We start from the raw sequence: 25,180 nt of genomic DNA, 5'->3' as shown, positions 1-25,180 counted from the left end.
GCGGTGCACGGTAAGCGGTGCACTGTGTAAGTATAGCGCTACACCGGGCGGCGGCTAAGCAGCACGCCGCACTCCATGTGGTCGGTGTAGGGGAACTGATCGAACAGGGCATAGCGCTCGATGCGGTGGCTGCGGCGGAGGGTGTGCAGGTTCTCGGCCAGGGTCAGTGGGTTGCAGGAAATGTAGAGAATGTGGTCGAAGCCGCAGACCATGGCTTCGGTGGCTACATCCAGGCCGGCCCGTGGCGGGTCGACAAACACGGTGCGCAGGTCGTAGTCCTGCAGGGGCTTGGGTAAATCCGCCAGCCGGCGAAACACCCGCTCGCCCGCCATGGCCTGGCTGACCTCCTCGGCTGACAGGCGAATCATCTGCACGTTGTCCACCTGGTTTTGGGCCAGGTTCCAGCGTGCGGCGCGCACCGATGTTTTGGCCAGTTCGGTGGCTATCACCTGGTTGAAGCAGCCCGCCAGCGGCAGGGTGAAGTTGCCGTTGCCGCAGTACAGCTCCAGCAGGTCACCGTCCAGAGCCTGGGCGCAGGACACTGCCCATTCCAGCATGTGAATGTTGACCCGCGCATTGGGCTGGGTGAAGGCCTGCTCGTACTGGCGGTAGTGCAGTGTTTGCCCGGCCACCGGGAGGCACTCTGTTACATAGTCCCGGCTGAGCACTTCCTTCTGCTTGCGGCTGCGCCCCACGATGACGATATCCAGCGCCTGTGCCAGCGCACGGGCGGCATCGTTCCAGTCCTGCTCCAGCCGGCGGTGGTAGATCAGGGTGACCAGGGTGTCGCCGGCCAGGGTGCTGAGAAACTCCACCTGGAACAACTTGCGGCGCAGCACGCTGCTATCGCGCAGGCTGTCCCGCAGCCTGGGCATCAGGGCCTGAATGCGCTCGCAGGCAATGGGAAAATGATGAATGGGCACCGGTGTTTTGGGGTCGTCGCGACGGTACATGACGTAGTCGAGGTCATCGCCGTCGTGCCACATGCGAAATTCCGCGCGCATGCGAAAGCCCTCCGGTGGCGAGTGGAACACCGCCGGAGCCGGCGGCTCAAAGGGCGCCAGCAAGGCGCCGACGCGGGCGACTTTTTCCTGCAGCAGGCTCTCGTAACGTTCCGGGGCAACTGCACTCAGGGGCATGGCGGCAGCCTCCGTACGTCGCGCGCCTGCCACAGGCGCCGGGCCTCGGCCAGCGCGCCGTGCTGGTCGAGCGCTGGTTGCAGCAGCATCAGGGCGGCGGCACAGGTGGACAGGGTGGCCAGCTCGCCGTAGGCGTGATGCGCCTCGCCACGCCACAGGGCGCGCACAGGCGCTACGTTCGGCTGGGCAACCGGGGCCACGCGCTCATCCAGGGCGCGCTCGAAGGTGGCCTCGCTGGCGACGCCGCCGCGCTGCAACAGCAGCTTGGTATTGGCCTGGGGTTTGATTTCAATCTCGCCGCTGTCGCCCTTAAATACCAGCGACGCGCTCTGGCCCAAGATCTGGTCTGCCTCGCGGTGCAGGGCGGCGTAGGCCGGGTGAAAGATGCTCTGGATGCTGGCCGGTGCCTGCAGGGGGTTGAGCATGCGGGCGAAGGTATTGACCGGCGAGCGCAAGCCCAGCAGTGGCTTCAGCTGCATGATGTCGTACAGGCCGGGGCAGAAGGTCTGAAGTGACAGGTAGCTCAGGGCGCTGTTATCCAACTGCGACTGCACCTGCTGCCAGTTGGTTGCCACCGGCAGGCCCAGCTGTGTCATGGCTTGTTCGGTGTACAGCCGGCCGGCGGTGTGGCCACCGGCGCCGTGAATGAACACCCGGTAGCCGGCCTGGGTCAGTAGCAGAATGGCCAGCAGGTACCAGGGGTGCTGGTGCTTTTTGCCGGCGTAGGTGGACCAGTCGAGGTCGGCGCCACCGGCCGGGGCCTGGGGCACCATGCAGTCGCGGCAGGCGGCCACAAAGCCAGCCAGCTCCGCCCCGGATTCCTCCTTCACCCGCAGCAGCATCAGGAACGCCCCGAGTTGCAGCGGTTCCACCTCGTTGCGCAGGATCATGGCAAAGGCCGCTCTGGCCTCGTCGAAGGTCAGCGAGCGGGTGCCGGTTTTGCCCTTGCCGAGAATACGGACAAAAGGCGCAAAAGGATGCTCAGCGGCAACGGCTGCGAGCGGGGCTGGGGGCATGTTGAGCGCCTCCTAGAGGCAGTTTTCGGGTTTCGGGAGCCCGGCGATCTTGCTGCCGAGCTTGGCGGGCGAACCGGGGAACAGGGACAGCAGATACAGGCTCTTGCCCTTGTCCGCACCGAGTTTCGCGGCGCAGTATTTTACCAGAGGGCGCATGGCCGGTGATGAGTCGAATTGCGCATAGTAGTCGCGCAGCAGGTGCAGGATTTCCCAGTGGCCTTCGCCGAGTTCGATACCCTCGGCGCGGGCAATCTGTTCGGCTACGCTCGGGCTCCAGTCTTGCAGGTTGCGCAGAAAGCCCTCGCGGTCAAATGCCTCTGGCCCCAGCATCGTCAGTACCAGGCGATCTGCCGCTGATAGCGTTCGCTCAGGGCGACAAAGCCATCGAAGTCGACCGGGGTAACGCCCGCACCCAGTTGTGCCGCCACGCCGGCGGTGCGGGCATCGTCATCCAGCACGTACAGATTGGCGCAGGCCTTGCCGAGGGCTTGCCCAGCCGGTGCCCCGACCAGCGCGGCATAAACCCCGTTGCCCATCAGCAGCAGGGCATCCGCGGCCTGCAGCTGTGCCAGGCAGTGTTGGAAGGCGGGCGTGTCGGGCGCGGCGCTCAGGGTATGCAGGATCATGTCAAAAGCTCAGTATCTGTTCACAGCCTTCCAGCAGTGCGCGGATGGCGGCGGCATCCACCAGCTGGGCCGCTGCGGGCAGGGCCATGGCCTGCAGGCCGTAGTGTGTGAGGGCTGTGGCGTCCACGTACAGTTGGCTCACATCGTACAGGGGCAGGGAATCCAGCACCTTGCCGTGGTTGCGCGTTTGGCTGGCGGCGGCATCCTGGGCTGGCAGCAGTTGCAACACACCTTCCCCGAGAAACAGCAGCCCCGGGGCCCTGTCAAAGGCCGCGGCGGCAAGGGCGGTATCCAGCGCCGAGCGCGCCAGGGACGCGCCGTAGGGCGCGCTGCGGGTAACCAGCAGCAGGCGGGGCGTCGGAGTGCTCATCAGCGGCCCTCGCCAAAGGTCAGCAGGCGCTCGCAATCGGCGCTGGCCTCCACCAGCAGGCCCAGCCCGCCGATGGTAAAACCGGGGGCAATAGTGGGCGCCGCCTTTTCATGGCGCTTGGCCTCGGTGGCATCCAGCAGGCCGCGGCGAATGGCGGAGCTTACGCACAGCACCAATTCCACGCCCTGCTCGCTGGCAAGTTCGGCCCACTGGGCCGGAAGGTCCCGCTCCCCCTGGGGGGCAACGGCCGTACCCAGGCCGTTCTCTACCCCGCGATCGAGGAAGAATACGCGCTGGAGGTGATGGCCCCTGGCGCAGGCGGCGCGGGCAAACCCGAGGGCGGCGCGGCTGGCACTGCCGGGTGGGGCCAGGACGAGGAGTGCGTAGTTCATTGGTTGGGCAGTCTATAAACAAAAAACCCCGGTGGATGCCACCGGGGTTTGTGCGGCCAGGGCTGCTGCTTAGTCATCGCCACCCAGCGCAGTGAGCAGGCTCAACAGGTGCACGAAGAGGTTGTAGATGTTCAGGTACAGCCCCACGGTGGCGCGGATGTAGTTGGTCTCACCGCCGTGGATGATACGGCTGGTATCGAACAGGATCAGGCCAGACATGATCATGATCACCGCGGCGTTAATGGTCAGCGCGAGTGCCGGGATGGCCAGGAAGATGTTGGCGATCATTGCCACAACCGCCACGATCAGGCCCACCATCAGGAAGCCGCCCATGAAGGAGAAGTCCTTGCGGGTGGTCAGGGCGTAGGCAGACAGGCCAAAGAAAACAATGGCGGTGCCCCCCAGGGCCTGCATGACCAGCGCCGGGCCACCGGGCATGGCGGCATAGGCGTTCAGCAGCGGGCCGAGCGAGGCGCCCATCACGCCGGTGAAGGCGAAGATGGCCCACAGACCCTTGCTGGTATCGGCCATTTTATTGACGACAAAAAGCAGGCCAAAACCCACCAGCATCAGCACCAGCGCCGCCCCGTGGGGCAGGCCCATGGCCATGGAAATGCCGGCAGTCAGTGCGCTGAACGCCAGGGTCAGGCCCAGCAACAGGTAGGTGTTCTTCAGCACCTTGTTGGTGCTGACGAGGGACTCCATACCCGTCGTGTTCAGGTTGTACTCACTCTGGTACATCGGCTTGTTTTGCATTGTCTACTCCATTGTGCGCGCAGCACGGTTACTGCGTTAGCTACTTTGACCAATAATAAGGCCGGGAATTCCAAATTCAAGCAAACTCTTGGCGGTTGGCCCGGTTGCTCACAGGCCCTTTGAACCGGGCCCCAATGGCGTTCGGCGCCAGCAACGCTATACTGCCCCGCGCCCACCGGCCGCGCCGTCCCGTCATACTCGCAGGAGGTTTTCATGAGTCAAGCACAGCCCTATCCCATCGGCAACCCAGGCCAGCCCTGGACGGCGGACGAGCGGGCCCAATGGCGCGCCCGTCAAGGCATCAAGCGCAGCTACGCCGAAGCGGTGCTGAGCCGCCTTGATGCCATTGATACCACCCCGCAGGGCTTTGAGCGCCTGCAATATGGCGCCTTGAGCTACGATGAGGCGCGCTACCCCCTGCTGGCCTTTCGCAGCGCCAACTGGCAGGGCAATTTGCCCTGCGCCCTGGTGACCGGCGGAGTGCACGGCTACGAAACCAGTGGCATCCAGGGGGCGATCGACTTCCTGCAGGGGCCGGCCAGTGCCTATCAGGGGCGGGTCAACCTGCTGGTGCTGCCCTGCATCAGCCCCTGGGCCTTTGAGACGATCAATCGCTGGAACCCCTTGGCGGTTGACCCCAACCGGTCCTTTTACAGCGACAGCCCGGCGGAAGAATCCGCGGCGGTGCTGGCGCTGCTGGAACAGCTTGGCATCGACTTCGACCTGCATATCGACCTGCACGAGACCACCGACACCGACGCCAGCGAATTTCGCCCGGCCCTGGCCGCCCGCGACGGCGAGAGCATCGACCTGTGGGAGCACATCCCCGACGGCTTTTACCTGGTGGGAGACACCGAGAACCCCCAGCCAGCCTTCCAGGCCGCCGTTGTCAAAGCGGTGGAGGAGGTCACCCACATTGCACCGCCAGACAGCGATGGCGGCATTATTGGCGAGCGCCTGGAGCAACACGGCGTCATCAACTACCCGGTGCGCAAACTGGGGCTGTGCGCCGGCATCACCGATGCGCGCTTTGTCACCACCACCGAGGTCTACCCCGACAGCGCCCGGGTTGACGACGCCAACTGCAACCTGGCACAGGTAACGGCCATTTGCTCCGCCCTGGACTACCTGCTTGCAGGGCGCGCATAACCGGCGGGCGGGGTCGATACGCAAGTGATGCGCCTGCGCCTTGATTGCCAGTGGTGGCGCCTGCTCGCCGGCTGCTTCGCGCTGCTGCTGGTGCCGCCCGCGGCCGCGGAACCGGCGCCTGCATCAGCCGATTGCGTGGTATTGCTGCACGGCCTGGGGCGAACAGGCCTGTCCATGCTGGATATGTCCTGGGCCTTACAGCGGGCCGGCTACCGGGTAGAGAACATCAGCTATCCCTCCCTGTTTTATCCCATCGAACAGGTGGCCGACATAGCCCTGGAAGCCGGGCTGGCAGGCTGTCGCAGCAGATCGCCGGGCAGTGGCATAGCGCGCGGCAACGACACAGCGCGCCACAACAGCGCCCCTCGCATCCACATAGTCACCCACTCACTGGGCGGCATTCTGGTGCGCCAGTACCTGCAGCAACACGTCATCGCCGAACTCGGGCGCGTGGTGATGCTGGGGCCGCCCAATCAGGGGAGCACCCTGGCGGACTACGTGTATTCCTTCAGCTGGTTGCACTGGCTGGCGCCGCCGGCCATTGAGCAACTGGGCACCGGTATCGCATCCGTGCCCCGGCATCTGGGGCCGGTGCAATTCGAACTTGGCGTGATTGCCGGCACCCTGCGCTGGCGCCTGCCGCTGCCCGGCGCGCCGCCGCTACCTAGCGACGGCACCGTTGCCGTGAGCGAAACCCGCGTGGCGGGCATGACGGATTTTATCGCCATGCCCGCATCCCACACCTTCATGATGTGGAACGCCGGCGTACAGGCGCAGGTAATGCACTTTTTGCGGTACGGGCGGTTTGCTATCGAGTAGGGCGGGGGCACTACAGATAAAAAAGGGGCTCCCGGATAGGGAGCCCCTTTCTAGATGGCGGTGGGCCAGGGATTCGAACCCCGGGAGGGTCACCCCTCAACGGTTTTCAAGACCGCCGCTTTCGACCACTCAGCCAGCCCACCGAAAAACCGTATGTTGCTCCGCAAATCTTGCCTGTCGCGAAGAAGGCGAGATTATACAGTGCTGCTTGCTGGGCACAAGAGCTGAAGCGGCTCTTGTGCCCTGAAAACAGGGGTTTTATCCCTGACTTGCCGCTTCAGCGTAGGTTGCCGTGTCGTTGCTGGCAGCGCCGGCCAGCGGACCGCGGGGGTCGTTGCTGGCCCGGGGTGCAATACGGCCACTGGGCACCACGGCCGGGGCGACCACGTCGCTGAACAGCACCGGGTGGCCGGTGCGGATTTCCACATCCGCTACCGGTTGTGGCGCTTCGCGAGGGTCGTTCACGGCGCGGCCACCATCGGTCAGGCCGCTGGTGACAGGCGCTGCAGGTTCGGTGGCAACCGCTTCGGCAGCGGCAGGCGCTTTGCTGACAGGTGCGGACGGGGCTGCTTGCTCTACAGTTTCAGCTTCGGTTTTAACGTCAGCTTCTGCGGCCACCGGCGGCTCGCTGGCGGCTACGGGCGCTGCCACTGCCTCGGCAGGGGCCGCTTGCGGTGTTTCGACAGCATCGCCAGACGCACTCGGTGCCGGCGGGGCGGCTGCGGGCTCTGCCGGGGCGGGCTGCTCCAAGGGCTTGGCCGGTTCCGGTGCGGCGCTGGCGGTGGCCGGTGCTTGTGCGCTGTCTTCAGGCGCGTCGGCGCTGAGGCTGGCGTTAGTGTCGGCGCTGGTCACCGCTGCGACTGGCGCGGCGGGGCGGGGCGCTGCTTTTGTAGTATCAGCGGTATCGACATTGTCGGCGGTGCCGGCCTCAGGTGTAGCAGCCGAATCTTGGCTGCTCTCTACCTCTTCCGGGCGCGGGCCGCGGTTGCGACGGCGGCGGCGCGGCTCGCCGCGTTTGTCGTTGGGGCGCTTGCGCGGTTTGTCGCCACCGATGTCGTCGCTGGTGTCGTCTTCCACTTCGGCTTCAACCGCTTGGGACAGATTGGCATCGTCCTGCTCCGGGCGACGACGGCGCTGGTTGCGATTGCGGTTGTCGTCGTCCCGGCGCGGGCGGCGGGGCTGTTCGTCACGCAGGGTTTCGCTGTCGGTGTCGCCATCGCGCAGGGATTGCGGCTGCTGGCTCTGCTGCTCGCGGCCTTCGCTGCCATTGCGGTTACGTCCGCGGCCGCCGCGGCGACGATTGCGGTTGCGGTTGTTCTGCGACTTGCCGCGACCTTCGTCGTCACGCTGGCTGCTGCGTTGTTTCTCGCCCTCGGTCTTAGTCTTGGGTTTGTCGGATTTGTGCTTCTTGGCAGGCTCTTCCTCGGCGCCGAACAGGGCGGCAGCCAGGCGGGCAAAAAAGCCTTTTTTGACGGGCTTCTTCTTGCCTTTGTGGGATGGTTTGCCGCCCTTGGGCTTGCCGTGCTTTTTCTCGGTCTTCTCGGCCTTGGGTTTTTCCTCGGCGGGCTTTTCGCGGGCCTCGGGGGCCGGGGTGGTGCGCTGCACGCCTTTTACCAGAGCTTCCTGCTGGGGCAGGGCGGAACTCTGGCTGTCGGAAATGGATTCGGTTTCCGGTACGGTGATGTCGATCTTGTAGCTGACCGCATCGGCATCCACTTCATCATCGCGCAGGCGCTGCACTTCAAAGTGGGGCGTTTCCAGGTTCGGGTTGGGGATAACCAGAATGCGCGTACGGGATACCTGCTCGATTTCAGACAGGGCCTGGCGCTTCTCATTCAGCAGGTAGGCGGCCACATCCACCGGCACAATGCCGCGGATTTCGGCACTGCGATCCTTGATGGCCTCTTCTTCCAGCAGGCGCAGGATGGACAGGGCCAGCGACTTGGTGTCGCGAATGGTGCCCTGGCCGGTACAGCGCGGACACACAATGGCGCTGGTTTCGCCCAGCGAGGGGCGCAGTCGCTGGCGGGACATTTCCAGCAGGCCAAATCGGGAAATACGACCCACCTGTACCCGTGCCCGGTCGATGGCCAGGGCATCGCGCATGCGGTTTTCCACCGCGCGCTGGTTGCGGGCCGCCAGCATGTCGATAAAGTCGATTACCACCAGGCCACCCATGTCGCGCAGGCGCAGTTGACGGGCGATTTCGTCGGCGGCTTCCAGGTTGGTCTGCAGGGCGGTGTCTTCGATGTCGCTGCCCTTGGTGGCGCGGGCGGAGTTGATGTCGATGGATACCAGCGCCTCGGTAGGGTCGATAACGATGGAGCCGCCGGAGGGCAGGCGCACTTCGCGCTGGAAGGCGGTTTCAATCTGGCTTTCAACCTGGAAGCGGTTGAACAGGGGGATGGAATCTTCGTAGCGCTTGATGCGGCTCTTGAACTGGGGCATCACCATGCTGACGAAGTCGGTCGCCTGCTGATGCGCTTCGTTGGAGTCAATCAGCACCTGGTCCACATCGTCGCGCAGGTAGTCGCGGATGGCGCGGATGATGACGTTGCTCTCCTGGTACAGCAGCACCGGGGCCTTGGCGGTGGTGCTGGCCTCGCTGATGGACTGCCACAGTTGCAACAGGTAGTTCAGGTCCCACTGCAGCTCTTCGCCGGTGCGGCCCACGGCCGCGGTTCGGGTGATCACGCCCATGCCGTTGGGGATTTCCAGGGTGTTCAGGGCGTCGCGCAGCTGGCTGCGGTCGTCGCCTTCGATACGGCGTGAAATGCCGCCGGCGCGGGGGTTGTTCGGCATCAGCACAATGTAGCGCCCGGCCAGGCTGATGAAGGTGGTGAGGGCCGCGCCCTTGTTGCCGCGTTCTTCCTTGTCGACCTGGACGATGATCTCGGTGCCTTCTTTCACCACGTCCTTGATCTTCATGCGGCCCTCGACGGAGCCCGGGTCGCGGTAGAAGTATTCGCGGGCGATTTCCTTCAGGGGCAGAAAGCCGTGGCGCTCGGCGCCAAAGTCGACGAAGGCGGCCTCGAGGCTGGGTTCAACCCGGGTGATTTTACCTTTGTAGACGTTGGATTTTTTTTGCAGGCGGGTGCGGTTTTCGATATCCAGATCGTAGAGACGTTGACCGTCGACCAGTGCAACGCGCAACTCTTCTGGCTGAGTTGCGTTGATGAGCATTTTTTTCATAGTGCCAATTACCTGTTTCGCACAGGCCTGGCGGGGCAGCTATCAGTGGCGGGCCGGCGCGGGGCCGGGCATATGGAGGGCCAGTGGGGGCGGGCTGTAGTTGTTGCTGCGCGCCCGTCCGGTGGCTCTGCGCAATACGTTCAGGTGATCCAGTATCATTGTCCCGGGATGCGCGCTTGCGCGCTTCCGGTTAGCGTCTTCGGGCCGTGCGCGGGTAGCGCTTTGGTGGCCTTTTTGTTAGTGTCGCAGCACCTGAATCCTGCGACCACGCCGTGATATTCCGTAAACTGATTCTGCATCCCGGCAGACGAACTGCGCGGTTGATGTTGTGTCGTCGCGCTGCACTCCAGGGCAATTACTTTGCCGCACATCGGGGGCGCGTCGACAACCGATACAGAAGTGTGGTTTTCACTGGCGGAGCCGTGCAATTTCATCGGCAGGCCCTACCTTCGCCAGGCAATGTTGCTGCGCCGGTGCCGGTTTTTGTTACGACAAGGGCGGCCACACCGGGGCGACTATAGCAGTAAAGACTAAGTGCTTCAATTATCAACAGTTTCCTGATTATGGCCTCTTCGCAACATCTCCCTGCCACCCCGGGTGTGCAACTTTTGACCATCGATGCGGATGACGCCGGGCAGCGCCTGGACAACTTCCTGCTGCGCATTCTCAAGGGGGTGCCCAAAACCCGTATTTACCGGGGGCTGCGCAAGGGCGAGTTCCGCGTTAATAAAGGAAGGGTAAAGGCGGAGTATCGCCTGCAGGCTGGAGACGTACTGCGGGTTCCACCTGTGCGCACGGCAGAGGAGGGCGCTCCCGCGCCGGTGCCGGGCTATTGGACAGAAGAAGTCGCCAGGCGCATCGTTTACGAAGACGATGGCCTGCTGATCATCAACAAGCCCTCCGGGCTGGCGGTGCACGGTGGTTCGGGGCTTAACTACGGTCTGATCGAGTGCCTGCGGCAGATGCGCCCCCAGGAGCGCCGGCTGGAGCTGGTGCACCGGCTGGACCGGGATACCTCCGGCCTGGTGATGGTGGCGCGCAAGCCCGCGGTGCTGCGCGAACTGCACAAACTGCTGCGCACCGACAAGGTGGACAAGCGCTACCTGGCGCTGGTGTCGGGCAAGTGGCCTCGGCGATTGTCGATGGTGGAGGCGCCGCTGGAGAAAAACGTGGTGCAGTCCGGCGAGCGCATGGTGCGGGTCGCCAAAGAGGGTAAGCGCTCGGTGACCGAATTCAGCGCGCAAGAGCGCTTTACCCGCGCCACCCTGGTGGAGGCCAAGCCAGTGACCGGGCGCACCCACCAGATTCGCGTACACGCCCAGCACGCCGGCTATCCCCTGCTGGGAGATCCGAAATACAGCGACCCCAAAAGCGAGGCGCTGACCGCGGACCTGGGGCTCAAGCGCCTGTTCCTGCACGCCCGCTCGCTGCGGTTTACGCTGCCTGGCCAGGGGCGCGTTGAGGTGCAGGCCCCCCTCGATCCAGATTTAGAATCAACTTTGGAAGTTCTTCGCAAGCCATTGTAATGATAGTGATATTTGATTGGGACGGAACGCTTTGCGATTCCGTTGACGGCATTGTATTCGCCATGCGCGCGGCAGCCGAGGAGCTCAGCGTGGCAGCGCCAGAGGCCGCAGCGGTGCGCAATATCGTTGGCCTTGGGCTGCCGCAGGCGATTGGCCAGCTGTTCCCCGCCAGTGTACCGGACGAACAGCTCGCCCTGGCGCAGGCCTATTCCCGCCAGTATGTGGCGGCGACCAGCGGCCCGGTGCCGCTGTTTGCCGGTGCGCGGGAATTGCTGGATGACCTGCGCGGCGCAGGCTTTGAACTCGCGGTGGCCACGGGCAAAAGCCGGCGCGGGCTGGATCGGGTGCTGGCGGGTGCCGGTATGAGTGACTTTTTTGATGCCACACGGTGCGCCGATGAGACCGCCTCCAAGCCCGACCCGATGATGTTGCACCAGATTCTCGAAGAGCGCGGCCGCACTGCCGGCCAGGCGGTGATGGTGGGCGACAGCGAATACGACCTCGCCATGGCGCGCAATGCCGGCATGGCCTCCATTGGGGTCAGTTTCGGGGTGCACAGCCCCGAGCGCCTGCAGCGGCACGAGCCGCTGGCAGTGGTGGATCAGCTCTCGGCCTTGCTGCCCTTGCTGGAGGGGGCGCTGGCCAGCACCGGGTGACCGCTTTCCGCCAGCAGGCGGCAGAGGGCAATGAGCGGCAGCCCCTCCAGGCTGGTGGGGTCATTGCCGTGCAGGCGCTCGAACAGGGCGATGCCAAGGCTCTCCCACTTGAAGTTGCCGGCGCAGTCGTAGGGGGTGTCTTTTTTCAGGTAGCTTTCTATCTCCTGCCGGGTCAGCGGGCGAAAATCCACGGTAAAGGGCTCGGTGTGGGTTTTGTCGATGCCGGGGCCCAGCAGGCTCACTGCGGTATAAAAGTGCAGGGTTTTGCCGCTGCAGGCCTCCAGTTGGGCAGTGGCCTGCCGATGGCTGCCCGGCTTGCCGAGCAGGGCGCCGTCCAGGGAAGCGACCTGGTCGCTGCCGATCACCAGGGCGTCGGGGTGCAAACTGGCAACGGCGGCTGCCTTGGCGTGGGCCAGGCGGGCCGCCAGCGGGGCCGGGGCCTCTCCGGGCAGGTGGCCCTCGTCGGTGTGGGGGGCAACGCAGGTAAAAGGCAGCTGCAGTCGCTCCAGCAATCGCTGGCGGTAGCGTGAGGTAGAGGCGAGAATCAGGTTCATGCTAAATGTCCGTGGCCGGGGCAGATTGTGAATAAATTCGCGAAGCTCCTGTATTTTAAAGATTTTTTTGACAAGGGCCTATTCCGCCCCTATGATGCGCGCCTATGTTGACCGACCCCCTCCCGACGACGCTGGATGTCCGTAAGGCAGCCGTGCGCGGCGTGAGCATCAGTGGGGCGCTAAAACCGCTTGAATTACAGCGTTTCCGTGGCCTTCTGGCCTCGGACGATGGTGTCATTCAGGCGCATTTGGCGTTCAACCGGGACGAAGAAGGCCGCTACCTGGTGACCGTGGATATTGAAGCCGATGTCTCCGTTACCTGCCAGCGCTGCCTGGAACCGATGCCGACCACCCTGCAGGCCAGTAATACCCTGGCGGCGGTGTGGAGCGACGAACAGGCCAGGCACCTTCCCAAGCACCTGGACCCGCTGATTCTGACGGAGGAGGCCTGCGTGCTGCGTGACCTGGTGGAGGACGAGCTGATACTCAGCCTGCCGCCCTACAGCTATCACGAGCAGGCAGATTGTAATGAAGAATTGGTGGGTCTGGCCGCCTCCGAGCCCAAGCAGGAGCAGCGCGAGGAAAAGCCCAACCCGTTTGAAGTGCTGGCGCAATTGAAGCCCGGCGAGAAACACTAGGAGTAAGTCATGGCTGTTCAGCAGAACAAGAAAACCCGTTCGCGTCGCGGCATGCGTCGTTCGCACGATTCCCTCAACGGTTCCACCCTGAGCGTGGACCAGACCTCCGGTGAAACCCACCGTCGCCACCACGTGAGCGCCGATGGTTTCTACCGTGGCAAGAAAGTCGTCGACACCGGCGCCGACGACTAAGTCAGCCGTTCAGGACGACCCGGTTTGCGCCGAACGGCAGTTCCCGCCGTTTGCCAGACCCGCGGGGGCTCAGGCCCCCGCCCTTCCTCCCCTCCGGCGCAGCAAGCGCTGTCAACATTCTCTTTTTCGATATTCCGACTGCCCGCTATTGCCCTGGCAATTGCGTGCGCTGCCGTGCTGCGCGCCGCCTGCCTGGGCTTGGGGCAAAGCTACCGTTAAGGACTGATTTCATGGCACTCGCACACACTGCCTTTGTATTTCCTGGCCAGGGCTCCCAGAAAGTGGGCATGCTGGCCGCCGCACATGCCGAGTATGGGGCCGTGCGCGATACCTTCAACGCCGCCTCCGAGGCGCTGGGTTACGACATGTGGGATCTGATCCAGCATGGCGAACAGGATGCCCTGAACCTTACCGCCACTACCCAGCCCGTGCTGCTGACGTGCAGCGTCGCCCTGTGGCGAGCCTGGCAGGAGCAGGGCGGTGAAGCGCCTGTGGTGATGGCCGGCCACAGCCTGGGCGAATTCAGTGCGCTGGTGTGTGCCGGGGCTTTGGACTTTGCCGATGCGGTGCGCCTGGTACGCCAGCGCGGCGAATTCATGCAGACGGCCGTGCCGGTGGGCGAGGGCGCCATGGCGGCAATCATTGGTGTCGACGATGAGGTGATTGTGGATATCTGCGCCGAGGTGGCCGGCCAGGGCCCGGGCGTTGTCGCTCCGGTCAACTTCAACTCGCCGGGCCAGGTGGTGATTGCCGGCCACACCGCCACCGTCGACGCCGCTATTGCGGCACTCAAGGAGGCGGGTGCCAAGCGGGCCATGCCACTGCCGGTGAGCGCGCCTTTCCATACGGTATTGATGAAGCCCGCCGGCGAGCGCCTGGCCGAGGCCATGGCTGAGCTGGCCATTCACAGTCCGGCAATACCGGTCATTCACAATGTGCACTGTCAGGCCGAAGCGGACCCGGAGCGCATTCGCGAATTGCTGGTGCGGCAGATCTACAGCCCGGTGCAGTGGACGGGCTGCATGCAGGCGATTGCGGAGCGCGGAGTCAGCGACGTGGTGGAATGCGGCCCCGGGAAAGTGCTCAGCGGCCTGAATCGTCGCATCGACAAATCGCTGGCCAGCCACTCGCTGGAAGAGCCGGAGGGCCTGCAGGCGACATTGACCGCATTGAGCGGCGGTGCTTGATGGGCCGTGTTGGCTGCTCAGCCCAACGCAGTGCAAATAGATTTAAACAGGGGAGTTAAACATGTCTGAACAGAAAGTGGCGCTGGTGACCGGCGCCAGCCGCGGCATTGGCCGTGCCATTGCAGAAAAACTGGCGGCCGATGGGTTTACGGTTGTCGGTACCGCAACCAGTGAATCCGGCGCCGAGGCGATCACCAGCTATTTGCAGGCAGTGGGCAACGCGGGCTGCGGCATGGCTCTGGATGTGGGCAGCGATGACAGCGTCGAGGCCGTGCTCAAGGCAGTCAGTGAGCGCTTCGGGGCGCCGCTGGTGCTGGTAAACAACGCCGGTATTACGCGCGACAACATCCTCATGCGCATGAAGGCGGATGAGTGGAGCGATGTGATCAATACCAATCTCAACGCACTCTATCGCGTTAGCAAGGCCTGCCTGCGGGGCATGACCAAGGCGCGCTGGGGGCGCATTGTGAATATCACCTCCGTGGTGGGTTCCATGGGCAATATGGGGCAGAGCAACTACGCTGCCACCAAGGCCGGCGCCGAGGGCTTTTCGCGTGCGCTGGCGCGCGAGCTCGGTTCGCGCTCGGTGACGGTGAACAGCGTGGCGCCGGGCTTTATCGATACCGATATGACGCGCGAACTGTCCGACGAGCAGCGCGCGCTGATGCTTGGCCAAATCCCCCTGGGTCGCCTCGGTGAGCCCGAGGAGATTGCAGCGCTGGTTGGCTTTTTGTGCTCGGACGTGGCGGGGTACATTACCGGCGAGACGCTGCACATCAACGGCGGCATGTATATGGCATGAGCCAGACAACCTTTGTACAATTGGCCACGCGGCTATTGATGCATTCGGCGCAACCGCGCCGTGCGTCAAAAAAAACTTCTTACCGGCTGGAAAAACAGAGTAAAATCTCCGCTTCAGGCCGGTTCGATGGTTTGATTCAGCACTAAACTCAGGAGTGACCCGATATCATGAGCAGCATTGAAGAACGCGTTAAGAAGATCGTAGCAGAGCAACTTGGCGTGAAAGAAGAAGAAGTACAGACCGAGGCCTCCTTTGTTGAGGACCTGGGCGCTGACTCCCTCGATACCGTTGAACTGGTTATGGCGCTGGAAGAGGAATTCGAAACCGAAATTCCGGACGAAGAAGCCGAGAAAATTACCACAGTGAAACTGGCGATCGATTATATCAACGATAATCTCGCCTGATTTCTTTCTCACTGTACCGAAAAGCCGTTTCTATTTAACATAGAACGGCTTTTTCTCTTTCTGGTTTCCCCCAAATTTCCCGCGGTTTAAGGAGTTTACGCTGTGAAAGGCAGAAGAGTGGTTGTTACCGGTCTTGGCATGGTCAGCCCGGTGGGTCTCACCGTGGCGCAGACCTGGGAGAACATCCTCGCCGGCAAAAGCGGCGCCGCACCCATCGGAAACTTCGATGTGTCCGCCTACAGCACCCAGTTCAGTGCCAGCGTAAAAAACTTTGATGCCGAGCCCTACATGCCGGCCAAAGACGCCCGCAAAATGGACGTTTTTGTCCAGTACGGCATGGCCGCAGGCATTCAGGCCTTTGAAGATGCCGGCCTGGAAGTGACCGATGCCAACGCCCCCCGCGTCGGGTGTGCCATTGGCTCCGGCATTGGTGGTATCGGCCAGATAGAAAAGAACACCGAAGTGGTGCGCACCGCCGGGCCACGAAAAATTTCCCCCTTCTTTGTGCCGGGTTCCATCATCAACATGATTGCCGGCAACCTCTCGGTAAAATACAACCTGCAGGGCCCCAACCTCGCCATGGTGACCGCCTGCACCAGCGGCACCCATAACATTGGCCTGGGCGCGCGGCTGATCGCAGCGGGTGATGCCGATGCCATGCTGGTAGGCGGGGCGGAAATGGCGACCACGCCGGTCGGCCTTGGTGGTTTTGCCGCGGCGCGTGCGCTGTCCACCCGCAACGATAACCCGGCGGCAGCCTCGCGCCCCTGGGACCGGGACCGCGACGGCTTTGTGCTCGGCGACGGCGCCGGCGTGATGATGCTGGAAGAATACGAGGCCGCCAAAGCCCGTGGCGCCAACATTTATGCAGAGATTACCGGCTTCGGCATGAGCGGCGATGCCTATCACATGACATCGCCGCCGGAAGACGGCCGCGGAGCCGCCGCCTCCATGCGCAATGCAATTAATGATGCGCAGCTGGACGTCAGCGAATTGCACTACATCAATGCCCACGGCACCTCCACCAACGCCGGCGACGTAGCGGAAACCCGTGCGGTCAAAAGCGTCATGGGCAGTGCTGCCGAAGGCGTTGCGGTGAGCTCCACCAAATCCATGATTGGCCACCTGCTGGGCGCCGCCGGCGCGGTAGAGGCCATATTCTCCGTGCTCGCCATTCGCGACCAGGTGGCGCCGCCCACCATCAACCTCGACAACCCGGAGGAGGGTTGCGACCTCAACTATGTACCCCACACCGCCCAGCAGCGGGAAATCCGCAACGTGCTGTCCAACTCCTTCGGCTTCGGTGGCACCAACGGTTCGCTGATTTTCCGTCGCCTCGACTGACGCTGTTGCGGTGACGGCAGATCCCTGCTGGATAGACGGCGAGCTCAGCTCGACCCTGCCGCTGCCGGATCGCGGGCTGGCTTTTGGCGACGGGGTGTTCGAAACCCTCCTGCTGTACAACGGCGGTGCAGTGCTGCTGGATTTCCACGAGGCGCGGCTGCAGGCCGGGCTTGGGCGCCTAGCATTGCCGGCGTCGCCCACGGTGCTGGCAGAGGCGGTGACGCGCGCGAGTAGAGTGGCCCCAACCGGCTACGCCGCCTTGCGCGTGACCGTTACCCGCGGCGGCGGCCCGCGTGGTTACGCGCCGCCCGCACAGCAAACACCGCGCACCATCGCCCAATTAACGCCCCTGGCCAGCGACCCCGGCACCTGGCGCGAGCCGCTGAAGTTGGGGCTTTCGTCGGTACGACTGGCCAAGCAGCGCCAGTTGGCAGGCATCAAACACCTCAATCGGCTGGAGCAGGTTCTGGCATCAGCAGAGTGCGCCCGGCAAGGCTGGGACGAGGCCCTGATGCTGGATGACGATGACCATGTGATCTCGGCCATCGCGGGCAACCTGTTTGTGGCGAGCCGGGGCCGCCTGGTAACGCCGCGGCTGGGTGCCAGCGGTGTGGCCGGCACGCGACGCCGGGCAGTGATCGAGCGCTGGGCACCCGCGCAGGACATTGCGGTTACAGAGGCCGTGCTGGACGTGTCAGCGGTGCAGGCGGCGGATGAGGTGTTTATCTGCAATAGCTTGCAGGGCATCCGCCCGGTTGCCGCCTTTGCTGGCCAGCGCTGGTCGGCCTTCCCCCTGGCGCGGGCCCTGCACGACGCCGCCTGTCGAGAGCCAGGTATGGCGGGGGCACAGTGAAGCGCGCGCTGCTGACCGCACTGGTCGTATTGCTGATAGCGGTGGGGCTTGCGGCGCTTGAAGTCCAGCGCCGCTGGCAGCAACCACTGGCGATCGCGCCCGCCGGCATGGTGTTTGAGGTAAGGCGAGGCGACTCCCTGCGCCGCATCGCCGAACGCCTGGGGCAGGCCGGCGTGATGGAGCACCCCCTGCTGTTGATTGCCTACGGCCGTTTCGCGGGTGTGGATGCCGAACTTAAACAGGGCGAATACCGGCTCGAGCCGGGCATGACGGCGACCGAACTGCTGGCCCTGCTGGCCCGTGGTGACGTCATTCACTACCAGGTGACCCTGCCGGAGGGGCTCACCCTGGCCCAGGCCCTTGCCGTGCTGGGGAGTGACCCGGTGCTGGAGCGGCAGCTATCGGGCATTGATGATGAGCGTATTGTTGCCCTTACCGCGGATTACCCGGGCCCGGAGGGCTTGTTCCTGCCGGAAACCTACCGCTTTGCCCGGGGCGACAGCGACTGGCAGATTCTGCAGCGGGCCTTTGCCGCCATGCAGCAGGCCCTTAGCGAGGAGTGGGCGCAGCGGGCTGATGGCAGCCCCCTGCAGAGTCCCTACGAGGCCCTGATTCTCGCCTCCATCATCGAGCGGGAAACCGGGGTGCCTTCCGAGCGGCCGGAGATTGCCGGCGTATTTGTGCGGCGGCTGCAAAAACAGATGCGCCTTCAGACCGATCCGACGGTCATATACGGTATCGGCGATACCTTTGATGGCAACTTGCGGCGCACTCACCTGCGCGATGAAGCCAACCCCTACAATACCTACCGCCACGCCGGGCTGCCGCCCACACCGATAGCCCTGCCCGGGCGAGCCGCCATCCACGCCGCCCTCAACCCGGCCGATGGCGATACCCTGTTTTTTGTTGCCCGGGGTGATGGCAGCCATGTCTTCAGTGCCAGCCTTGCTGAGCATGAAGCCGCTGTGCGTAAATACCAGCTTCGCCGCCGCGAAGACTATCGATCCAAACCGGGGAATCCCTAGTGTCTGCTCCACAACCCAGAGGCCTGTTCATCACCGTCGAAGGCGGGGAGGGCGTGGGTAAAACCACCAACATCGACTACCTGCAAGGCTATCTGCGCGAGCACGGCGTCGACATGGTGCTGACCCGGGAGCCCGGCGGCACGGCGCTGGCCGAACAGGTTCGCGACCTGCTGGTGCAGCAGCGCGAGGAGCAGGTGGATCCGCTGGCGGAACTGCTGCTGGTGTTTGCTGCGCGCGCCCAGCACATTGCCGAGGTTATCGAGCCGGCCCTGGCGGCTGGCCGCTGGGTGCTTTGTGATCGCTTTACCGATGCCACCTACGCCTATCAGGCCGGCGGAAGGGGGCTTGATGCGACCCTGGTGCAAACGCTGGAGTCGCTGGTGCAGGGGGAGCTGCGCCCCGACTTTACCCTGCTGCTGGATGCACCGGTGGCAGTGGGCATGGAGCGCGCCAGGGATCGCGGCCACCTGGATCGCTTCGAGCAGGAGCACTTTGAATTCTTTGAGCGGGTACGCGGCACTTACTTGCGCCTGGCGCGCGAGAGCAGTGGGCGGTTTCGGGTGATTGATGCAGGCCAGCCCCTGGAGGCAGTGCGCGAACAGCTGCACGCCGTTTGCAGCGAACTGCTGGACTGCTGGAGCGTGCGCCACCAATGAATCTTGAAGGACTGCCGGCTGTCAGCGCGCCCCTGCCGTGGCAGGCCGAGGTGTGGCAACGCCTGGGCCAGCAGCTGGAGGCGGGGCGCTTTCCCCATGCGCTGCTGCTGGCGGGCTCGCCCGGCACGGGCAAGTCGCGCCTGGCGCTGGCGCTGGCCCGGCTGCTGCTGTGCCACAAGCCCAGCGCAGGGCATAACTGCGGCCAGTGCCAGGGCTGCGAACTTAGCCGTAGTGGCGCCCACGGCGACTTCCTGTGGCTGCAGCCGGGCGAGAAAAGCCGCGTGGTCAAAATCGATCAGGTGCGTGAAGCGGTTGATTTTGCTCACTGGACCGCCGGCTTTGGCGAGCGCAAAGTGCTGGTGATTGCGCCGGCCAATGCCATGAACACCAACGCCGCCAATGCCCTGCTGAAATCCCTGGAAGAGCCGGCCGCCAACACTCATATCCTGCTGGTCTGCGAGCGCCTTCACGGCGTACCGGCAACCATTCGCTCGCGCTGCCAGATTCTGCGTCTGCCCCTGCCACCCCAGGCGCAGGCCCTAGACTGGCTGGACAGCCTTACCGGCGAGCGCAGCGTTAGCGCCAGGCTGTTGGCGCTGGCCGCGGGCGCACCGCTGCATGCGGAAGGCTATTATCGCGATGCTTCCGCTGAGGCACGCGAAGCGCAGGCCGCGGCCCTGGCGGCCGTGCTGTCGGGGCAGGCGACGCCGGTGGATACCGCAGCTGCGCTGGCCGACGTGGACAGCGAGGCATTTCTGGCATTGATGACCGAATTTATTGAGGGCCGCATTCGCCAGTTGAGCCGGGGGCAACTGGCAGTGCAGGGGCCTGCGGGCTTTGCGCTGCTGGATGAACTGCGCCGGATTCAACGGGCAATGGAAGGGGGTTCCAACCCCAATGCGGCGCTGCTCAAGGAATCGCTGCTGGAGCAGCTGCGGCGGTTGGGCATGCCGTCGGCCAGTGCTAAGATGCCGGCATAGCAAAACGGGCAGGGGGGTTGATGAACGATCAGGCGCAAAACAGTCGCAACGGCATTCTGTCACTGACCATCAAGGACAGGGCGGTGCTGTATTCAGCCTACATGCCCTTCCTTACCCACGGCGGCCTGTTTGTCCCCACCAACAAAACCTATCAGGTGGGGGATGAGGTATTCATGCTGCTCACCCTCATGGATGAGCCGGAAAAGATCCCGATTGCCGGCAAGGTCGTTTGGGTGACACCCCGCGGGGCACAGGGCAATCGCACGGCCGGTATCGGGGTGCAGTTTTCCGAGCAGGATGCTGCCGCCAATGCCAAGATTGAAAACCATCTGGCCGGCTCCCTGAATTCCGATCGACCCACCCACACGATGTGAGCGGCGCCCCGTTTGTGAAGTGGATTCTGGGAAGTTTTTATAAGTGATTGATTTTATGAATTTCAAGGTCAAAAAAATGGGTCCCATTTGGGACCCAATAAGACCATTAGGAGTGAAACATAAAGGAATTGCTTCCCTGAGGAGCATTGGGTGTGCTCCTGTGACCGCCCGTTTGAACTAGGGGATAGGCAGCCACACTTCTAGTATCGCTCAATTACGGCAATTTTCCACAGTCTATTCCCGCGATTTTTAGCTTATTTTGAAATATTGAAATAACAGTACATTATATTTCGATATAAGCTTTTGGAATGTCATTGTTTAATGGAAAGCTTGAATAAATCACCACATCTACCTGATAAACAACGAGAAAATGAATTTCTCGTTGGTGTGGTTGAAGGTTTTTATGGGCGTACCTGGAGCGGCGCCACGCGTCGGGATTATGCCGAGCTCATGCCGGCCATGGGCCTGAACGCCTACCTCTATTGCCCCAAGGCCGACCCCTACCTGCGCAAGCAGTGGCAGCAGCACTGGCCCGCGGCGCAGTGGCGCGCACTCGGCACATTGGCCACCGACTTCCGTGAGCGCGGGCTCCATTTCGGGGTGGGGCTGTCGCCCTTTGCCCTCTACCGGCGCTACGGCGCGCCAGAGCGGCGGCAGTTACGGGAGAAGGCTGAGCGCATAGCCGCCCTCGGTGGCTCGCTGCTGGCGATACTGTTTGATGACATGCCGGGCGATGTGCCGGATCTGGCGCAGCGCCAGGCTGAGATTGTCGCCGACATCCGCCACTGGTTTCCCGACCTGCGCCTGCTGATGTGCCCCACCTACTACTCCCTCGACCCGGTGCTGGAGAAGCATTTTGGCGCCATGCCGGCGGGTTACTGGGATGAGTTGGGCGCGGCAATTGATGTCGAGGTGGATATTTTTTGGACCGGCAGCAAAGTGTGCGCCGAGCGGGTAGGGCGGCAGGAACTGCTGGAGATTGGCGCGCGCCTGCGGCGCCCGCTGACACTGTGGGACAACTACCCGGTCAACGATGGCGCCCTGCGCAGCAAACATCTTTATACCGCGCCGCTCGCCGGGCGGGAGGCGGGGTTGGGGGATGCGCTGCGGGGCCACTTCTGTAACCCGATGAACCAGGCCTGGCTGTCGCTGCCGGCCCTGCGCGGCCTGGCCGAGCTGTATGGCACCGCCACGCTGCCGAAGGACTGGGAGGCGCAAGCGCTCGGTAGCGACTGCTGGCAGCACCTGCAGCGCGACGGGCGGCGGTTTCAGGAGGTCGGGCTGGACGGGCTGGATGCTGCCGCGCGCAGCCGTTTGGCCGCCGAATATGCCGCACTGCCGGGCGCAGCAGCGGGGGAGGTGGCCGGCTGGTTGCGCGGTGAATATACTTTCGACCCCGCCTGCCTGACGGACTGACCCTTGCGACACGCCATTACCCCCAGCCCTACATTGCACTACAGCCAGGGTGAACCGGCTCGCGCGCTGGCGAACTGGCAGCCAGAGAGCCAGCCGGCACTGCTGCTGGTCGATTTCGAGTTGCCCCAGTACTGGCTGCCAGGGGCCCCCGTTCAGTCACTGACTGCCCTGTACCTGCAAACTGCTGGTGGGCTGCGCCTGAGCGTGACCGATGCGGCCCTGCAGCAAAATCCGGCGCTGCCTGTCGAGACCCAGTTTGCGGCTTGGCTGGATGAGCACGCGCTGCCTGCGCTGGATCCGACCCAGCCCATGGCGCTTTCACCCCGGCACATTCCCAAGCCCTGGGGTCAGGAGATCTGGTTTACCGGCGTCGAGGAGCGGGGGGTTTGCGCCTTTGTTGCTGACGGCAGGGAGCTGCCCATCCCCTGGCTGCAGGCCGCAGCGCCCGCCAGCGCCGCCGGGCAGGCGGGGAGGGCGTTGGTGTTGTTGAAAATTCTGGACCCCCTGCCCGAGCCCGTACGGGGAGACCTGTACTTCGAGCTGCACGAGCAGAAGCGGGAGGTCTACGTGGTAACGCACATCGACCGCTCAGCCTGGCCAGACGGGGTTGGTGCCATACGCTACGGCTTTGACCCGGCGGTGCGGGCGGGTTTTGAAACCGACAAAGCCTTTCGCGCCGCCTACATCGCCGCCGTGTCAGCCTATGAAAAAGTGCGCCGGCAGGTCGATGCCGCCGCGGCGGGTGAAGCCGGCACAGGGCAGTCACAGGAAGATGCGCCGCTCGCGGGAGATGTGCTGGCCGAAGAGGCGCGCCTGCGCGCCGAGATGGATCGCTTCACCTTCCTGCGCCCCCTGCGTGTGGGGGATGTGGTCAAGGTGCCCCTGCGTTTGCCCCATTCCCTGCAGCATGGCGTGCGCACCGTGGAGTTCCAGACGCCGGTGTACGAGCGAAAAATTCTCTCCTTTGCCCAGCGTGTGCTGACCCAGGACCACTGGGATACCCGCGAGGCGGCCCAGGTAATGCACCTGGCGCCACCGCCGGATGAGGCGTTTGAGATCCTGCGCGATAGTGAGCAGCTGCGCATTGAGCGCATTGTCGATTTCGAGGACTTCGAAGTGCAGCGGGTAACGCTCACAGCCGGCGCCTCAATGGCTATCGAGGCGGTGGATAACTACGCGCTGGCGATGGTCGTCAGTGGCGGTCTGCGGTTGGGTGACGCCTCGCGCGGTAGCGATGCCACCAGCCATAATGACAATCGCAGCGGCGACGACGCTTTCGTCCCCGGCGAGGCCCTGCTGCTGCCCAGGCGGAGCCGCCCCTACACCGCGGCGGCCGATGCCGCGCAGCCCCTGGTCCTGCTGCTGGCCCGACCCCGCGGGGGCAGTTGAACCGCTGCTGCCTTTGTGGCAGAATCTGCGCCCTTGTAACTGCCCCCAGTTGCAGCTTTGCCGGCCTTTTATTGTTGAAGAATCAATCGCTTAGGGCGCATTTTTGAAGATGCCTCCAGCGTGTTGCCGGCCGCTCGGGTGGCAGTGCAATGCGCGGAAGTGGTGGAATTGGTAGACACGCTAGATTTAGGTTCTAGTGCAGCAATGTGTGGGGGTTCAAGTCCCCCCTTCCGCACCAGTTTACTCCCGCCGGGGCCGATCGGCGCAGTGCCGGGGTTGCCGGCTCGATACACTCGATACAGTGGCGTACGCGCCCAATGAATTCAGGATTGTGAGGATCTACCATGCAGGTATCTATTGAAACGACTTCCAAGCTGGAGCGTCGCCTGACCGTCGGTGTACCCGCCGCACGGGTCGACAGCGAGGTCGATTCCCGACTGCAGAAGGCCGCCGGCAACGTGCGCCTGCCCGGCTTCCGCCCCGGCAAAGTGCCGATGAAGGTCATGCGCCAGCGCTTTGGTGCCGGCGTGCGCCAGGAAGTGCTGGGTGAGGTAATGAGCCAGTCCTTCCAGGAGGCGGTTGTGCAGGAGAAGCTGCGCCCGGCCGGCCAGCCCAGCATCGAGCCGAAAAACCTCGATGCCGGCAAAGACCTGGAATACATCGCCACCTTTGAGGTGTTCCCTGAAATCGAGCTGGCCGAAATGAAGGATTTTGCCGTCGAGAAGCCGGTGGCAGAAGTGAGCGACGAAGACGTCTCCAACATCATCGAAGTGTTCCGCAAGCAGCAGGGCACCTGGGAAGAAGTTGAGCGCGCCGCCGCTGAAGGCGACAAGGTCAACATCGACTATACCGGCACCAAGGACGGCGAAGCCTTCGAAGGCGGCAGCGCCGAAGGGTCTGACCTGGAGCTGGGTTCCGGCCGCATGATCCCCGGCTTTGAAGACGGGATTGTGGGCATGAAGGCGGGCGAGGAAAAAACCCTGTCCCTGACCTTCCCCGAGGACTACCACAGCGAGGACCTCAAGGGCGCGGCGGTGGAGTTTGCCGTCAAGCTCAACAGCGTGACCGCCCTGACCCCGGCGGAACTGAATGAAGACCTGTTCAAGCTCTATGGCGTGGAAGAGGGCGGCGAAGCCCAATTCCGCAAAGAAGTGGCCGAGAACATGACCCGCGAGCTGAAAAACGCCGTGGAAGGCAAGGTCAAGCAGCAGGTGATGGACGCTGTTGTGGCTGCCCACGAAGGCCTGGAAGTGCCCAAGGCGCTGATCGCCCAGGAAGTGGATGTGCTGCGCAACCAGATGTTCCAGCAGTTCGGCGGTGCCGCCGGCCAGAACCTGGACCTGAAATCCCTGCTGCCCGATGACATGTTCACCGAGAACGCAGAGCGCCGCGTAAAGCTGGGCCTGATCCTGTCGGAGATGATCAGCAAGTTCGAGCTGAAAGCCGATGCCGACAAGGTGCGCAGCACCATCGAAGAGTTGGCCTCCACCTACCAGGAGCCGGAAGAGGTGGTGAACTGGTACTACGCCAACCCGGATCAGCTGTCTTCCGTGGAATCCAAGGTTCTTGAGGACGAGGTGGTTGAAAAACTGCTGGAGAATGCCCAAATTACCGAGAAGGAGTGCAGCTACCAGGAGGCCATCGGGCAGGCACAGCCCCAGGCCTGATACCGCTCTCTCCCCGGGGCGGCCCTGCGGCTGCCCCTGCACAGCCATAATCCATCGA

The 25,180-nt window shown here is 63.6% G+C and carries 27 protein-coding genes and 2 tRNA genes; 19 read left to right on the top strand and 10 right to left on the bottom strand.

Annotated elements, in window-relative coordinates:
- Window positions 1–38: 38 nt before the first annotated feature.
- The 7 genes from trmA to DDZ17_RS01405 form a co-directional block, all read right to left on the bottom strand.
- Window positions 39–1,139 carry a tRNA (uridine(54)-C5)-methyltransferase TrmA gene (trmA, locus tag DDZ17_RS01435; protein ID WP_116364178.1) on the bottom strand — a complete coding sequence of 367 codons (1,101 nt, stop codon included), beginning with the start codon at window positions 1,137–1,139 and terminating at the stop codon, window positions 39–41.
- Window positions 1,130–2,155: a glycosyl transferase family protein gene (locus DDZ17_RS01430; protein WP_116364177.1), complete on the bottom strand. Its 1,026-nt coding sequence runs from the start codon at window positions 2,153–2,155 to the stop codon at window positions 1,130–1,132. The genes trmA and DDZ17_RS01430 overlap by 10 nt, the downstream gene beginning before the upstream one ends.
- Before the next feature lie 12 nt (window positions 2,156–2,167).
- Entirely contained in the window at window positions 2,168–2,485 is a 318-nt protein-coding gene (locus DDZ17_RS01425) for a TusE/DsrC/DsvC family sulfur relay protein (protein ID WP_116364176.1), read from the bottom strand.
- Between the two features lie 2 nt (window positions 2,486–2,487).
- Window positions 2,488–2,781, bottom strand: a complete 294-nt coding sequence (gene tusB / locus DDZ17_RS01420; protein ID WP_116364175.1) for a sulfurtransferase complex subunit TusB — start codon at window positions 2,779–2,781, stop codon at window positions 2,488–2,490.
- A gap of 1 nt (window position 2,782) precedes the next feature.
- Window positions 2,783–3,151, bottom strand: a complete 369-nt coding sequence (gene tusC / locus DDZ17_RS01415) for a sulfurtransferase complex subunit TusC (RefSeq protein ID WP_116364174.1) — start codon at window positions 3,149–3,151, stop codon at window positions 2,783–2,785.
- On the bottom strand, window positions 3,151–3,543 hold the full coding sequence (gene tusD / locus DDZ17_RS01410; protein ID WP_116364173.1) for a sulfurtransferase complex subunit TusD: 393 nt from the start codon (window positions 3,541–3,543) through the stop codon (window positions 3,151–3,153). The genes tusC and tusD overlap by 1 nt, the downstream gene beginning before the upstream one ends.
- 69 nt (window positions 3,544–3,612) lie before the next feature.
- Window positions 3,613–4,299: a Bax inhibitor-1/YccA family protein gene (locus tag DDZ17_RS01405; protein WP_116364172.1), complete on the bottom strand. Its 687-nt coding sequence runs from the start codon at window positions 4,297–4,299 to the stop codon at window positions 3,613–3,615.
- A 213-nt stretch (window positions 4,300–4,512) separates the two neighbouring features.
- On the opposite strand from DDZ17_RS01405, the gene DDZ17_RS01400 reads away from it, so the two are divergent.
- Complete coding sequence (locus DDZ17_RS01400) at window positions 4,513–5,448, top strand: M14 family metallopeptidase (RefSeq protein ID WP_116364171.1); 936 nt, start codon at window positions 4,513–4,515, stop codon at window positions 5,446–5,448.
- Window positions 5,449–5,475: 27 nt separating this feature from the next.
- Window positions 5,476–6,267 (top strand): esterase/lipase family protein, encoded by a 792-nt coding sequence (locus tag DDZ17_RS01395; RefSeq protein ID WP_206613402.1) that lies wholly within the window; start codon window positions 5,476–5,478, stop codon window positions 6,265–6,267.
- 55 nt (window positions 6,268–6,322) lie between these two features.
- On the opposite strand, the gene DDZ17_RS01390 is transcribed toward DDZ17_RS01395, so the two are convergent.
- Window positions 6,323–6,410, bottom strand: a tRNA-Ser gene (locus DDZ17_RS01390).
- Between the two features lie 115 nt (window positions 6,411–6,525).
- Window positions 6,526–9,459, bottom strand: a complete 2,934-nt coding sequence (gene rne / locus DDZ17_RS01385) for a ribonuclease E (protein ID WP_116364170.1) — start codon at window positions 9,457–9,459, stop codon at window positions 6,526–6,528.
- A gap of 563 nt (window positions 9,460–10,022) precedes the next feature.
- Between rne and rluC the strand changes: the two genes are divergently transcribed.
- Window positions 10,023–10,985: a 23S rRNA pseudouridine(955/2504/2580) synthase RluC gene (rluC, locus tag DDZ17_RS01380; protein WP_116364169.1), complete on the top strand. Its 963-nt coding sequence runs from the start codon at window positions 10,023–10,025 to the stop codon at window positions 10,983–10,985.
- Window positions 10,985–11,641 carry an HAD family hydrolase gene (locus DDZ17_RS01375; protein WP_116364168.1) on the top strand — a complete coding sequence of 219 codons (657 nt, stop codon included), beginning with the start codon at window positions 10,985–10,987 and terminating at the stop codon, window positions 11,639–11,641. The genes rluC and DDZ17_RS01375 overlap by 1 nt, the downstream gene beginning before the upstream one ends.
- On the opposite strand, the gene DDZ17_RS01370 is transcribed toward DDZ17_RS01375, so the two are convergent.
- Entirely contained in the window at window positions 11,587–12,195 is a 609-nt protein-coding gene (locus DDZ17_RS01370; RefSeq protein ID WP_116364167.1) for a Maf family protein, read from the bottom strand. The genes DDZ17_RS01375 and DDZ17_RS01370 overlap by 55 nt on opposite strands.
- Window positions 12,196–12,299: 104 nt before the next feature.
- Here DDZ17_RS01370 and DDZ17_RS01365 point away from each other — a divergent pair, with 104 nt between their 5' ends.
- From DDZ17_RS01365 to tig, 15 genes are all read left to right on the top strand, one after another.
- Window positions 12,300–12,833 (top strand): YceD family protein, encoded by a 534-nt coding sequence (locus DDZ17_RS01365; protein WP_116364166.1) that lies wholly within the window; start codon window positions 12,300–12,302, stop codon window positions 12,831–12,833.
- A 9-nt stretch (window positions 12,834–12,842) separates the two neighbouring features.
- A complete protein-coding gene (rpmF, locus tag DDZ17_RS01360; protein ID WP_116364165.1) occupies window positions 12,843–13,025 on the top strand; it encodes a 50S ribosomal protein L32 in 183 nt (60 codons plus the stop codon).
- A gap of 230 nt (window positions 13,026–13,255) precedes the next feature.
- Window positions 13,256–14,212, top strand: coding sequence for an ACP S-malonyltransferase (fabD, locus tag DDZ17_RS01355; RefSeq protein WP_116364164.1), 957 nt, complete (start codon window positions 13,256–13,258; stop codon window positions 14,210–14,212).
- 61 nt (window positions 14,213–14,273) lie between these two features.
- Window positions 14,274–15,014: a 3-oxoacyl-ACP reductase FabG gene (fabG, locus tag DDZ17_RS01350; RefSeq protein WP_116364163.1), complete on the top strand. Its 741-nt coding sequence runs from the start codon at window positions 14,274–14,276 to the stop codon at window positions 15,012–15,014.
- A gap of 167 nt (window positions 15,015–15,181) precedes the next feature.
- Window positions 15,182–15,418: an acyl carrier protein gene (acpP, locus tag DDZ17_RS01345; protein ID WP_116364162.1), complete on the top strand. Its 237-nt coding sequence runs from the start codon at window positions 15,182–15,184 to the stop codon at window positions 15,416–15,418.
- 102 nt (window positions 15,419–15,520) lie between these two features.
- Complete coding sequence (fabF, locus tag DDZ17_RS01340) at window positions 15,521–16,762, top strand: beta-ketoacyl-ACP synthase II (protein ID WP_116364161.1); 1,242 nt, start codon at window positions 15,521–15,523, stop codon at window positions 16,760–16,762.
- Between the two features lie 10 nt (window positions 16,763–16,772).
- Window positions 16,773–17,615, top strand: coding sequence for an aminodeoxychorismate lyase (gene pabC, locus DDZ17_RS01335; protein ID WP_116364160.1), 843 nt, complete (start codon window positions 16,773–16,775; stop codon window positions 17,613–17,615).
- The gene (gene mltG, locus DDZ17_RS01330) at window positions 17,612–18,640 is read left to right on the top strand and encodes an endolytic transglycosylase MltG (protein ID WP_116364159.1); all 1,029 of its coding nucleotides are present in this window, start codon (window positions 17,612–17,614) and stop codon (window positions 18,638–18,640) included. The genes pabC and mltG overlap by 4 nt, the downstream gene beginning before the upstream one ends.
- Window positions 18,640–19,296, top strand: a complete 657-nt coding sequence (gene tmk, locus DDZ17_RS01325) for a dTMP kinase (protein WP_116364158.1) — start codon at window positions 18,640–18,642, stop codon at window positions 19,294–19,296. Before mltG ends, tmk begins: the two co-directional genes overlap by 1 nt.
- Window positions 19,293–20,276 carry a DNA polymerase III subunit delta' gene (gene holB / locus DDZ17_RS01320; RefSeq protein ID WP_116364157.1) on the top strand — a complete coding sequence of 328 codons (984 nt, stop codon included), beginning with the start codon at window positions 19,293–19,295 and terminating at the stop codon, window positions 20,274–20,276. Before tmk ends, holB begins: the two co-directional genes overlap by 4 nt.
- Before the next feature lie 20 nt (window positions 20,277–20,296).
- Window positions 20,297–20,650, top strand: a complete 354-nt coding sequence (locus DDZ17_RS01315; protein WP_116364156.1) for a PilZ domain-containing protein — start codon at window positions 20,297–20,299, stop codon at window positions 20,648–20,650.
- A 387-nt stretch (window positions 20,651–21,037) separates the two neighbouring features.
- The gene (locus tag DDZ17_RS01310) at window positions 21,038–22,066 is read left to right on the top strand and encodes a beta-N-acetylglucosaminidase domain-containing protein (protein WP_157976385.1); all 1,029 of its coding nucleotides are present in this window, start codon (window positions 21,038–21,040) and stop codon (window positions 22,064–22,066) included.
- A 3-nt stretch (window positions 22,067–22,069) separates the two neighbouring features.
- Complete coding sequence (locus tag DDZ17_RS01305; protein ID WP_157976384.1) at window positions 22,070–23,455, top strand: hypothetical protein; 1,386 nt, start codon at window positions 22,070–22,072, stop codon at window positions 23,453–23,455.
- Between the two features lie 153 nt (window positions 23,456–23,608).
- A tRNA-Leu gene (locus DDZ17_RS01300) sits at window positions 23,609–23,693 on the top strand.
- Between the two features lie 106 nt (window positions 23,694–23,799).
- Window positions 23,800–25,122, top strand: a complete 1,323-nt coding sequence (gene tig / locus DDZ17_RS01295; protein ID WP_116364153.1) for a trigger factor — start codon at window positions 23,800–23,802, stop codon at window positions 25,120–25,122.
- Window positions 25,123–25,180 lie beyond the last annotated feature (58 nt).

Origin of the sequence: Parahaliea mediterranea (assembly GCF_003402235.1) — a bacterium.
GTDB classification, from domain to species: domain Bacteria; phylum Pseudomonadota; class Gammaproteobacteria; order Pseudomonadales; family Halieaceae; genus Parahaliea; species Parahaliea mediterranea.
The sequence above is the reverse complement of the archived record's forward strand: the minus strand, read 5'-3'. Positions and strand labels throughout refer to the sequence as shown.

What these genes read in the sequence shown, in the direction of transcription:
- tusC (WP_116364174.1), bottom strand. Translation starts at nt 3,151, where the DNA reads ATGAGCACTCCGACGCCCCGCCTGCTGCTGGTTACCCGCAGCGCGCCC.
- fabD (WP_116364164.1), top strand. Translation starts at nt 13,256, where the DNA reads ATGGCACTCGCACACACTGCCTTTGTATTTCCTGGCCAGGGCTCCCAG.
- DDZ17_RS01405 (WP_116364172.1), bottom strand. Translation starts at nt 4,299, where the DNA reads ATGCAAAACAAGCCGATGTACCAGAGTGAGTACAACCTGAACACGACG.
- DDZ17_RS01365 (WP_116364166.1), top strand. Translation starts at nt 12,300, where the DNA reads ATGTTGACCGACCCCCTCCCGACGACGCTGGATGTCCGTAAGGCAGCC.
- fabG (WP_116364163.1), top strand. Translation starts at nt 14,274, where the DNA reads ATGTCTGAACAGAAAGTGGCGCTGGTGACCGGCGCCAGCCGCGGCATT.
- DDZ17_RS01425 (WP_116364176.1), bottom strand. Translation starts at nt 2,485, where the DNA reads ATGCTGGGGCCAGAGGCATTTGACCGCGAGGGCTTTCTGCGCAACCTG.
- DDZ17_RS01430 (WP_116364177.1), bottom strand. Translation starts at nt 2,155, where the DNA reads ATGCCCCCAGCCCCGCTCGCAGCCGTTGCCGCTGAGCATCCTTTTGCG.
- tig (WP_116364153.1), top strand. Translation starts at nt 23,800, where the DNA reads ATGCAGGTATCTATTGAAACGACTTCCAAGCTGGAGCGTCGCCTGACC.
- tusB (WP_116364175.1), bottom strand. Translation starts at nt 2,781, where the DNA reads ATGATCCTGCATACCCTGAGCGCCGCGCCCGACACGCCCGCCTTCCAA.
- DDZ17_RS01400 (WP_116364171.1), top strand. Translation starts at nt 4,513, where the DNA reads ATGAGTCAAGCACAGCCCTATCCCATCGGCAACCCAGGCCAGCCCTGG.
- rpmF (WP_116364165.1), top strand. Translation starts at nt 12,843, where the DNA reads ATGGCTGTTCAGCAGAACAAGAAAACCCGTTCGCGTCGCGGCATGCGT.
- DDZ17_RS01370 (WP_116364167.1), bottom strand. Translation starts at nt 12,195, where the DNA reads ATGAACCTGATTCTCGCCTCTACCTCACGCTACCGCCAGCGATTGCTG.
- DDZ17_RS01375 (WP_116364168.1), top strand. Translation starts at nt 10,985, where the DNA reads ATGATAGTGATATTTGATTGGGACGGAACGCTTTGCGATTCCGTTGAC.
- holB (WP_116364157.1), top strand. Translation starts at nt 19,293, where the DNA reads ATGAATCTTGAAGGACTGCCGGCTGTCAGCGCGCCCCTGCCGTGGCAG.
- DDZ17_RS01395 (WP_206613402.1), top strand. Translation starts at nt 5,476, where the DNA reads ATGCGCCTGCGCCTTGATTGCCAGTGGTGGCGCCTGCTCGCCGGCTGC.
- rluC (WP_116364169.1), top strand. Translation starts at nt 10,023, where the DNA reads ATGGCCTCTTCGCAACATCTCCCTGCCACCCCGGGTGTGCAACTTTTG.
- DDZ17_RS01315 (WP_116364156.1), top strand. Translation starts at nt 20,297, where the DNA reads ATGAACGATCAGGCGCAAAACAGTCGCAACGGCATTCTGTCACTGACC.
- acpP (WP_116364162.1), top strand. Translation starts at nt 15,182, where the DNA reads ATGAGCAGCATTGAAGAACGCGTTAAGAAGATCGTAGCAGAGCAACTT.
- rne (WP_116364170.1), bottom strand. Translation starts at nt 9,459, where the DNA reads ATGAAAAAAATGCTCATCAACGCAACTCAGCCAGAAGAGTTGCGCGTT.
- tusD (WP_116364173.1), bottom strand. Translation starts at nt 3,543, where the DNA reads ATGAACTACGCACTCCTCGTCCTGGCCCCACCCGGCAGTGCCAGCCGC.
- trmA (WP_116364178.1), bottom strand. Translation starts at nt 1,139, where the DNA reads ATGCCCCTGAGTGCAGTTGCCCCGGAACGTTACGAGAGCCTGCTGCAG.